The organism is Streptomyces sp. NPDC060031, assembly GCF_042736805.1.
Lineage (GTDB): Bacteria > Actinomycetota > Actinomycetes > Streptomycetales > Streptomycetaceae > Streptomyces.
The window spans coordinates 202,593-211,927 of the sequence record NZ_JBHWVM010000001.1 but is presented as its reverse complement, the minus strand read 5'-3'; the positions used below and the strand labels follow the sequence as shown (position 1 = coordinate 211,927).

Annotated in this window: 9 protein-coding genes; 1 reads left to right on the top strand and 8 read right to left on the bottom strand. The window is 72.0% G+C overall.

The window, feature by feature from the left end:
* Positions 1-21 precede the first annotated feature (21 nt).
* The 3 genes from ACFWB8_RS00890 to ACFWB8_RS00880 form a co-directional block, all read right to left on the bottom strand.
* Positions 22-2,013: a discoidin domain-containing protein gene (locus tag ACFWB8_RS00890; protein ID WP_385220491.1), complete on the bottom strand. Its 1,992-nt coding sequence runs from the start codon at positions 2,011-2,013 to the stop codon at positions 22-24.
* A 240-nt stretch (positions 2,014-2,253) separates the two neighbouring features.
* A complete protein-coding gene (gene lysA / locus ACFWB8_RS00885; protein WP_385220473.1) occupies positions 2,254-3,588 on the bottom strand; it encodes a diaminopimelate decarboxylase in 1,335 nt (444 codons plus the stop codon).
* Positions 3,585-3,944, bottom strand: coding sequence for an SAV_915 family protein (locus ACFWB8_RS00880; protein ID WP_385220470.1), 360 nt, complete (start codon positions 3,942-3,944; stop codon positions 3,585-3,587). Before ACFWB8_RS00880 ends, lysA begins: the two co-directional genes overlap by 4 nt.
* A gap of 307 nt (positions 3,945-4,251) precedes the next feature.
* Between ACFWB8_RS00880 and ACFWB8_RS00875 the strand changes: the two genes are divergently transcribed.
* Positions 4,252-4,764 carry a universal stress protein gene (locus ACFWB8_RS00875; RefSeq protein ID WP_385220467.1) on the top strand — a complete coding sequence of 171 codons (513 nt, stop codon included), beginning with the start codon at positions 4,252-4,254 and terminating at the stop codon, positions 4,762-4,764.
* 48 nt (positions 4,765-4,812) lie between these two features.
* Here ACFWB8_RS00875 and ACFWB8_RS00870 read toward each other — a convergent pair whose 3' ends face one another.
* From ACFWB8_RS00870 to ACFWB8_RS00850, 5 genes are all read right to left on the bottom strand, one after another.
* Complete coding sequence (locus ACFWB8_RS00870; RefSeq protein ID WP_385220464.1) at positions 4,813-6,078, bottom strand: serine hydrolase domain-containing protein; 1,266 nt, start codon at positions 6,076-6,078, stop codon at positions 4,813-4,815.
* Between the two features lie 218 nt (positions 6,079-6,296).
* Positions 6,297-6,917 (bottom strand): ATP/GTP-binding protein, encoded by a 621-nt coding sequence (locus ACFWB8_RS00865; RefSeq protein WP_385220461.1) that lies wholly within the window; start codon positions 6,915-6,917, stop codon positions 6,297-6,299.
* Positions 6,898-7,260 carry a DUF742 domain-containing protein gene (locus ACFWB8_RS00860; RefSeq protein ID WP_385220458.1) on the bottom strand — a complete coding sequence of 121 codons (363 nt, stop codon included), beginning with the start codon at positions 7,258-7,260 and terminating at the stop codon, positions 6,898-6,900. Before ACFWB8_RS00860 ends, ACFWB8_RS00865 begins: the two co-directional genes overlap by 20 nt.
* A complete protein-coding gene (locus ACFWB8_RS00855) occupies positions 7,257-7,664 on the bottom strand; it encodes a roadblock/LC7 domain-containing protein (RefSeq protein ID WP_385220455.1) in 408 nt (135 codons plus the stop codon). Before ACFWB8_RS00855 ends, ACFWB8_RS00860 begins: the two co-directional genes overlap by 4 nt.
* Positions 7,661-9,235: a sensor histidine kinase gene (locus ACFWB8_RS00850; RefSeq protein ID WP_385220452.1), complete on the bottom strand. Its 1,575-nt coding sequence runs from the start codon at positions 9,233-9,235 to the stop codon at positions 7,661-7,663. The genes ACFWB8_RS00855 and ACFWB8_RS00850 overlap by 4 nt, the downstream gene beginning before the upstream one ends.
* Between the last annotated feature and the right edge of the window lie 100 nt (positions 9,236-9,335).

Here is a 9,335-nt window from a genome sequence, read left to right as displayed (position 1 = left end):
CCCGGACACCCGCAGGCGCCGTCAGCTGCTGTAAATGCCGACTTCGTGGAGGGAGTACCCCCACTGCGTGCCGCGCTGCACCCCGTGGATGCGCACGTAGCGGGCCGAGACCCCGTTGAACTGCGCCGTGTCCAGGCCGCCGTCCCCCGTCGTCGTGGACCACGCGGTCTGCCAGTTCGTCCCGTCCGTCGAGACCTCGATACGGTACGCCTTCCCGTACGCGCGCTCCCAGTTCAGGGTGACCCGCTTGACGAGGCTCGCGGAGCCGAGGTCGATCTGGAGCCACTGGTCGTCGCTCCAGTCGCTCGCCCACCGGGAGCCCGAGTCGCCGTCGACCGCCCGGCCGGGGGCGTAGCTGGTGAACGGGTTCCGCTCCGCCGAGGAGGCCGAGGCGGGCGCGCCCGCGGCCAGGTTCACCCCGGCCTTGTGCTTCTCGGACGCCCCCCAGGTGCGGAGGTAGGACTCGGCGCCGCGGAAGAGGTCGTCCACGACACCCTGGCCGCCGACCTGCCGGATGTCCTCCAGCCAGTCCGGGACCATGCCGTACTGCGCCCCGCCGTCGGTGTTGAAGTCCCAGGTGCGCTGGCCCGCGGTCTGCTTGTCGATGACGGAGCCGCCGTCGACGCTGCGGAACGGGTAGCGCACCGGGTTCGGGGCATCGGCGCCCCGCGGGGCCGGCCAGCCGCCGACACCGTTCATGTCGGTGCCGTAGCCGTACCCGACGTCGTACTTCTCGCGCAGGGCGTCCGTGCGCTTGGCCTCGGCGCTGAAGCCCTCGGCGGCGCCCATGTACTGGGCGGCGAACCCGCCGAGGCGGTAGAGGCGCTCGGTCCAGTCGCTGTCCATCCAGCTGTGCGAGGACAGGACGCCCGGGTACGACTCGGTCTCCAGGATGTCGAAGGCCCGGCCCGCGGCCTTGACGCTCATGTGGTCGACTTCCAGCATCATCTTGCGTTTCATGATGCCGCGCACCGCGTACTCGCCGAGCTCGGTGAGACCGCGGGTATTGCACTGCGCGTCGGCGGCATACGAGGGGACCGCCACACCCGGCGGCAGCTCCTTCTGCGCCCCGGGCGCGGCCGCGAGGCCGATGGGGTGGTCGTGCTGCGGCCCCTTGCACGTCTCCGTCTGCCAGAAGGTTCCGGTGGACAGGAACTGGCCCACGTTGATCGCGGTGCCCAGGGCGCCCTCGTCGAACCGGACGCCGCACAGGGCGTTGTCGAACTTGTGGCACAGGAACATGCTGCGCACGCCGAGGGCGTGCAGCTCGTCCAGGCCCCGGTCGATGTCCTCCCTGCTGCACTGCGAGATGTCCAGGATCTGCTTGCACCCGAACGGCTCGGAGGTCTCCACCCCCAGCACCACGGCCAGCTTGCCCTGCTCGACCACCTGGCGGGCCTGCGCCGAATCGGTGACGATCCTGAACCAGCCCTTGCCCGGGCCGCCGTACATCTTGTCGATGTACGCCTGCATCTCGTACGACTTCTGCGCCTGCAGGCGGATGGAGGTCATCTCGTCACAGCTGCGGTCCTTGAAGAAGTAGACCGAGCAGATCACGCCGTTGGTGACGAGGTCGTTGACGAGTACGCGCTGGCCGCCGCGCCAGGCCCGCTCGACCCAGGCGTAGTAGTTCTGCTGGTGGGTCAGCGAGTCGTGGGCGGGCCAGTCCTTGAAGGTCGGCCACCCGTTCGGGTCGTGCTTGCCGTCGCCGCCCTTGGTGACGAAGTCGAAGATGGCGAGCGAGCCGTCGGGGTAGTGCTCGGGGCAGTCCTTGAGCGCGTCGGCGACCCCGGCCTCGGAGAACGGCTTGCCGCAGATGAGCCGGCCGCCGAAGCCCTCGTTGGCCATCAGGTGGTCGTGTGCGTCGACGAAGCCCCTGACCCGGCCGTTCGCGTCGGTGCCCTTGAAGGGCTCACCCGTGACGTTGACGGCCGAGTCCGGGGAGGGTCGGGCGGACGGGGTCCACCAGTCGGTTTCGGCCGAGGCGGCGCTGGGCATCGGGCCCAGCGCCATGGCCAGCACGGTGAGAAGCAAGGACAGAACCGCGATCGGCTTTCGCCTGGTGTACGAGTGTCTGGTCAAGTCCACCCCTCCGGCTTGAATTGTCATGTCCAACGCAAATATCGCGTTGAGGATCCCGACTGCCGCGAGCAGAGTCAATAGTCCGGGACAGATGACCTGATGGATCGTCGGATCCGCCAAGCCCGCCAACCCGACCAACCCGACGAACCCGGCCAACCCGGCCGGCCGTGATCAGTCGCCGACGTCGCGGTGACGGATGTCGTTCAGCGTCTCCCGCCGCACCAGCAGGCGCGCCGCTCCCTCGTGGACCGCGACGACCGGCGGGCGCCCCACCAGGTTGTAGCCGGAGGCCATGGACAGGTGGTAGGCACCCGCAACCGGCACGGCGAGCAGGTCTCCGGGGTGGATGTCGCCGGGCAGTTCGACGTCGGCGGCCAGGATGTCCCCGGCCTCGCAGTGCCGGCCCACGACCGTGGCGGTACGAGGTCCGGCGGCCGACCGGCGGCCGACCAGCCGGGGCGCGTAACACACCCCGTACAGAGCGGGCCGCGGATTGTCGCTCATGCCGCCGTCGACGGCGACGAACACCTTCTCGCCCGTGCGCTTGACGGCGAGCACCCGGTACACGGCGACCCCCGCCGGGCCCGCGATCGCCCGCCCCGGCTCGACGGCCAGCCGCGGCACCGGCAGCCCCGCGGCGGCGCAGCTCCCGGTCAGCTCGGCGTACACCCGCCGGGCGAGGCCGGGCAGGTCGAGGGCGGGCTCGCCGGGCCGGTACGCGATGCCGTGCCCGCCGCCCAGGTCCAGCTCGGGGAGGGTGACGCCGTGCGCGTCGCGCAGCCGGGCCAGCAGACCCACCATCCGGCGCACGGCCGTGACGTACGGCTTGCAGTCGGTGATCTGGGAGCCGATGTGGCAGTGCAGGCCGACCAGTTCGAGCTGCGGCTGGCCGAGGATCCGGGCGACGGCGTGCTGCGCCGATCCGTCGGTGAGGGACAGGCCGAACTTCTGGCCGTCCGTCCCGGTCCGGATCTTGTCGTGGCCGCCGGCCGACACCCCCGGCACCACCCGCACCATCACCTTCTGGTGTCCCGTGGGGCCGACCGCGGCTGCGATCCGGGCGATCTCGGACGCGCTGTCGATGACGATCCGCCCGACGCCGAGGCGCAGCGCGCTCGCGAGGTCGCGCGGCGATTTGGCGTTGCCGTGCAGCACGATGCGCTCGGGCGGGAAGCCGGCCGTGACGGCGAGCTCCAGCTCCCCGGCGGAGCAGACGTCCAGGCCCAGCCCCTCCTCCCGGACCCAGCGGACCATCGCGCGGGAGAGGAACGCCTTGGCGGCGTAGAGCACATCGGCTTCGGGGAAGGCGGCGCGGTAGGTGCGGCAGCGCTCGCGCACCTCGCCCTCGTCCAGGACGTAGGCCGGGGTGTCGAACCGTTCGGCCAGCTCGGCCAGGGACACCCCGCCGACCGCCAGAGCGCCGTGCGGGAGCCGGGTCGTGGAGGCGGGCCAGATCGACAGGTCATCGGCCTCGGCCGAGATCCCGGAGGGCAGGGTGACGGTCATCGCGTCAGCCCGGTGGCCTGCGGTACGGGGGTCTCGGCCGCCGGGACGGCCGCGACCGGGCCCGGGGTGACCGCGGGCGCGGTGAGCGTCGGGTCGACGGTCACCGTGGCCACCCCGAGCGGCTCGGCCAACGAGCGCAACGCGGCCGACGAGAGACGGATCCACGGCTGCGCCGCGCCGAGCGTGGCGGCGAGCCGTCCCTCGCTGGTGAAGCCGACCGCGGTACGAGCTCCGAGCGGGGTGCGGAACATCCGTACCGTCACCCGCGCTCCGCCCGGCCGGACCGGCACGTACAGGGGCCCGGCCGGGAAGCGTTCTTCAGGCTCGGGGTCGTCGGCGTACTGGACCAAACACATGGGGCCCTCCCAGAGGAACCAAGTCCGGAGATCGGCGCCCCGGCTGCGGGGAGGCGGTCCGGGGCGTGTCGCCGAAGCTATCCCCGGCGCCGCCCGCCGGTCTGCATCCCCTGACGGGTCCCATACGTCGGGCGGCCGAGTCCATACGCCTCGCTGACGGCCGGCGCCGGACAGGTCCGGCGCCGCGTCAAGGCGGCGCAAGGGAAGCCGCGCCGGGCGTCAAAGGGCCGTCAGAAACCGCCCGCGCCCCGCCGGTCGGCCCTTTCATGGGAACCGTCAGGACGAGACAGGGGAGAGGAAACAGGTCGTGCGCAGAGTCGTGGTCGGAGTCAGCGGAACACCGGGAAGTCTGGCCGCATTGCACCGGGCCGCCGCCGAGGCCCGGGTGCGCGACGCGCAGCTGTGGGCCGTCATGGCCTGGCAGGCTCCCGGAGGCGGCCTCGGCAGCCGGGGCTCCTGCGCCGCCCCGGTGCTCGCGCAGTGCCGCGGCGCGGCGGTGGAGCGGCTGCGCCGGCTCCTGGACCTGGCCTTCGGCGCCGAGCCGCCGGGCGTCGCGCTCGCCGGGGTGAGCGTACGGGCGACCCCGGGCGCGGCGCTCGTGGACGCCGCCCGGGGTTGCGACGACCTCCTGGTGGTGGGTGCCGGGTCCCGTGCGCGGCTGCGGCGCCTGGTCCGGCCCTCGGTGGCCCGCTACTGCCTGGCGCACGCGGCCTGCCCGGTGCTGACCGTGCCCCCGCCGCCGCTCCAGGCCGATCTGGACGCCGTACACCGACGCAACCTGTGGCACCTGCCGCTGGACGCGAGGGAGTTGGCGCCGTAGGGAGGCGTTGCCGCCGCGGGACCGATGCCCGCGGCGGCAGCCGTCGCGTCAGCGCGCGTTGCGCTCCGGCAGGTCGACCTCGGCCGGGGCCAGGGCCGCGGAGGACGGGGCGTCCTGGGCCGAGAGGCCGCGCGCGGTCGTCGCCGCCGCGGGCTTCTTGCCGCAGAAGGCCGCTTCGAGCGTGCCGCCCAGGGCCGTGTTCGCCTGGCCGCGGTTCGAGGTGTTCGCCATCGCGGTGAGGTTGCGCACTCCGTCGCGGGTGGTGAAGACGTAGCTGTAGAAGCCCTGCACGGTGCCCGTGTGCCCGTAGACGGACGTGCACGAGAGGTCGTAGCGGCGCAGGCCCAGCCCGTAGAAGCGGGTGTTGGTCGTGTCGGTGGGGGTCATCGTCAGCATGGCGTCCAGCTGCTTCGCCGGCAGCAGCCGGCCGCGCAGCAGCGCGGAGATGAAGACGTTGAGGTCACCCGGGTTCGAGATCATCGCGCCGGCCGACTGCGCCCAGGACACCGTCTGCTCGGTGGAGTCGACCAGCGGTGCGCCGGCCTCGTCCGGGGTGAGGTAGCCGCGGATGTGCAGGCCGGAGATCTTCGTCCCGGGGTGCACGTAGGCGGTGTTCTTCAGCTCGAGCGGCTTGATGATGCGGCGGTCGTACTCGTTGGCCACCGGCTGGCCGGTGGCCTTCTCGATGAGCATGCCGACGACGACGAAGTTGGTGTTCGAGTACTTGTACGACACGCCGGGCTCGGTGGTGCGCGGATCGCTCAGCGAGAGCTTGACCAGCTCCTGGTAGCTGAACACCTTGTTGCGCACGGCCTCGAAACCGGGAACGGTCTGGGCGAACATGGAATTCGTGTAGTCCGCCAGCCCGCTGCGGTGGGTCAGCAGGTGGCGCACGGTGATCCGGTCGTCGGGCAGCAGACCCGGCAGGTAGTGGTTGACCGAGGTGTCCAGGTCGATCTTCTTCTCGTTGACCAGCTGCAGCAGCACGACGGTCGAGAACGTCTTGGTGATGCTGCCGATCCGGAAGCGGGCCTTGGTGTCCATGGCCGCGCCCGTGGTCTTGTCGCGTACGCCCACGGTCTTGGTCTGGACGCCCTCGGGGCCGCTGATGCGAGCCATCGCGCCCGGCGCCCCGGCGGCGGTGGTGTTCGTCAACGCCTGCACCAGGCCCTCGAGATCGGGCGCCGGCAGGGTCGGCGCCGCGGTCCGTGCGGCCCCGGCGGGCAGGGTCGGCGCGGCCTGGGCGGCGGTGGCCGGCGCCACCCCGGCCACCACGGCCAGCAGGGCGGCGCTGACGGCGATACGTCGGTTCATGGGCAGGAGCACGTATTTCCTCGACTCATTCGGTTCATGGGGTACCGGATACGAAGCGTCCGCGGCAGCCGAGTCATCCCGGGAGACGACCCCCCGACGGCCGGAACGATCAAGAGCTTAGATGTTCCGACGATGCCGTCCGGTTGCGCCCCGTCCGCTCGACGGCTACGACGAGACGCGCCTGCCGCGATCACCGCCAGCCGCAGGTGCTCGCGTGCTCACGATGCCTCCGGGGCCACGGCGAGGGAGTGCAGGTAGCGCATCAGCGTCATCAGTACGTCACGGCTGGAGTCGCGCCGCCGGGCGTCACAGGCGATCAGCGGTACGGCAGCGGGCAGGTCGAGGGCGCCGCGCAGCTCCTCGAGGGAGTGCTCGGGAGCGTCGGGGAAGGAGTTGACGGCGACCACGAACGGCACCCCGCGCTCCTCCAGCCGGCCGATCACGTCGAAGCTGACCTCCAGCCGGCGGGTGTCGACCAGGACCACCGCGCCCAGCGCACCCTCGAACAGGCCGTTCCACAGGAACCAGAAGCGCTGCTGGCCGGGGGTGCCGAAGAGGTACAGCACCAGTTCCTCGTTGATGCTGATCCTGCCGAAGTCCATGGCGACGGTGGTGGAGCTCTTGCGCTCCACGCCCGCGGTGTCGTCGACGCCGACACCGGCCTGGGTCATCGTCTCCTCGGTGGTCAGCGGCCGGATCTCACTCACCGCGCCCACCAGGGTCGTCTTGCCGACCCCGAAACCGCCTACGATCACCACCTTGACCGCGGCGGCGGCCGTGGCCGGCAGTACGTCCTCGCGCCGCGGCCCCGCGGGCAGCTCAGAGCTTTCGAAGTCCATCGATCACTGCCTCAATCAATGCCAGGTCGGGGAGTTGGGCGCGGGTGACGGGTGCGCGAGAGAGCACCTGCCCCGCGGTGAGCAGATCGTCGAGCAGTACGGTGACCACGCTCACCGGGAGACCGAGGTACGCGGAGATCTCGGCCACCGACAGCGGTGCCTGGCACAGCCGCATGATCGCCGCGTGCTCCGGCTGCATGCCGGGCCGGGGCCCGGACCTGGCGACGATCAGCGTGACCAGGTCGAGGTCGGTGGGCACTAACGGCCCACTGCGACCGCCCGTGATGACGTAGAGCCGCTCGGGGATGCCGTCCTCCCAGTCGCGGCCCCCGGGGTCGCTCACGCGGTCTGCCTGTCGCTGCGGGGCGGGCTGCTGAGGTGCTCTCCGATCCGCGCCACCAGGTCGCGCATGCGCTGGCCCATCAGTCCGGCGTCGACGCCCTCGTCGGCCAGCACCGCGAGATAGGCCCCGGCACCGGCCGCCATCAGGTAGAAGAACCCGCCGTCCATCTCGATCACGACCAGCCGCATCCGGCCCTTGCTGTGCGGGAGTTCGGAGGCGACGGCGCCGGCGAGGCTCTGCAGGCCGGCGCAGGCGGCGGCGAGGCGGTCGGCCGTGTCGGTCTCCGCGCCGTACTGGGCCATCCGCAGGCCGTCGGCGGAGAGCACGATGACGTGCCGGGTCTGCGGAACGCTCTCGGCCAGGTCCTTGAGCATCCAGTCCATATTGGTCTGCTGCTGACTCATGGCTGTTCCCCCTTGCCCGCCGAGACCGGCGAGACGTCTGTGTTCTGCCCTGCAGTGGTCTGGCTGTCCCCGTCCCCGTCCCCGGACAGGCCGCTCTGGAAGGCGGCCAGCCACAGGCCCGGCTGCGCTTCGGCCCGCTGCGGGACCGGGGCGGTGGCCGGCTGGGCGGCGGCTTCGGCGGGCGCCGTGGCGCGGGTCTTGCGGCGCCGCTGCGGCAGCCCGTTCGGGGTCCGCTCGGTCACGGCGGGGGCCTCGTCCTCGTCCGTGGCGGCCGGCGACTGCGGGCCGGTGGCCGGGCGCGGCATCGGCTGCGACCGGTCCGACCGGTCCGCATGGTCCGCCCGGTCCGCATGGCCCGCGGCGGCCGGTTCCAGGGCCGCCCGGGGCCCCGAGGAGGTGCCGATGCCGTGGGCGACACCGGTCGCGGTCGTGACGGTGGTGATCAGGTCCTGCGGGACGACCAGGACGGCGCGCACGCCGCCGTACGCCGAAGATCGCAGCGACACACGGAAGTTGTACGCCTGCGCGAGACGGCCGACCACGGCCAGGCCCAGGCGCGGCGTCTCGCCGAGGTCGGTGAGGTCGATGCCCTCCTGCGCCTGGCGCAGCATGCGCTCGGCCCGCTTGCGGGCCTCCTCGCTCATGCTCAGGCCGCCGTCCTCGATCTCGATGGCGATGCCCGAGTTCACGTCGACGGCGGTCAGGTGGACCTTCGTCTGCGGCGGGGAGTAGCGGGTGGCGTTGTCCAGGAGCTCGGCCAGTGCGTGGATGAGCGGCTCGACCGCGGGCCCGATGACGGCGACCTGCGAGACGGAGTGGAGCTCCACGCGCTGGTAGTCGATGATCCGGGACATGGCGCCGCGCAGCACGCTGTACAGCGGCACGGCCTTGCTCCACTGGCGGCCCGGCCGCGCACCGCCGAGGACGGCGATGGAGTCGGCGAGCCGGCCGATGAGCGCGGTGCCGTGGTCGAGGCGCAGCAGGTCGCCGAAGACGGCCGGGGTCTGGCCGTGCCGGTCCTCCATCTCGCGCAGTTCCTGGGCCTGTTGGTGCACGATCGCCTGTACGCGGCGGGCGATGTTCACGAAGGCGCGCTGCGCGGAGTCGCGCAGGTCCTCTTCCGCGACCACGGCGTCGAGCACGGAGCGCAGCACCGCGTCGTGGGCGTTCCTGAACTCCGGGGTCAGACCGGGCTGGTGGCGGCCGGGGTCCTCCAGGGAGGTCAGCACATCCTCGGGGAACTCACCCTTGCGCAGCCGCGCCACGACGTCGGGCAACAGCGTCTCGGCCAGCCGGACGGTCTCGGCCTGCTGTCGCGACAGCGTCGCCTCCTGCGCGGCGACCGTGGCCCGCAGCGCCGCCACCGTCTTGCCGCGCCGGGCGGCCTCACCGCAAGCCAGGGCGACCGCGACGAACGCCGCGGCTCCGATCCAGGCCACCGGGGTGCGGGCGGGTGCGGAGACCACGGCCACGGCGGCCACCGCGACTGCGGCGGTCACCAGGACGGGCAGCGCCCACGCGACGGGTGAGCTGGGCCCCGTACCTCCGGGCGACGATCCCTCTCGAACCATCAGAACCCTCAAACGATCGAAAACGAAAGATCATTGGACAACAGCCCGGGATCTTATCGGTTCCGTGTACGTGTCTTGACAACAGGTCATGATGCGGACC

Excerpts from the sequence above, each read along its gene's own strand:
- ACFWB8_RS00890 (WP_385220491.1), bottom strand. The coding sequence starts at position 2,013 with ATGGCGCTGGGCCCGATGCCCAGCGCCGCCTCGGCCGAAACCGACTGG.
- lysA (WP_385220473.1), bottom strand. The coding sequence starts at position 3,588 with ATGACCGTCACCCTGCCCTCCGGGATCTCGGCCGAGGCCGATGACCTG.
- ACFWB8_RS00880 (WP_385220470.1), bottom strand. The coding sequence starts at position 3,944 with ATGTGTTTGGTCCAGTACGCCGACGACCCCGAGCCTGAAGAACGCTTC.
- ACFWB8_RS00870 (WP_385220464.1), bottom strand. The coding sequence starts at position 6,078 with ATGAACCGACGTATCGCCGTCAGCGCCGCCCTGCTGGCCGTGGTGGCC.
- ACFWB8_RS00865 (WP_385220461.1), bottom strand. The coding sequence starts at position 6,917 with ATGGACTTCGAAAGCTCTGAGCTGCCCGCGGGGCCGCGGCGCGAGGAC.
- ACFWB8_RS00855 (WP_385220455.1), bottom strand. The coding sequence starts at position 7,664 with ATGAGTCAGCAGCAGACCAATATGGACTGGATGCTCAAGGACCTGGCC.
- ACFWB8_RS00850 (WP_385220452.1), bottom strand. The coding sequence starts at position 9,235 with ATGGTTCGAGAGGGATCGTCGCCCGGAGGTACGGGGCCCAGCTCACCC.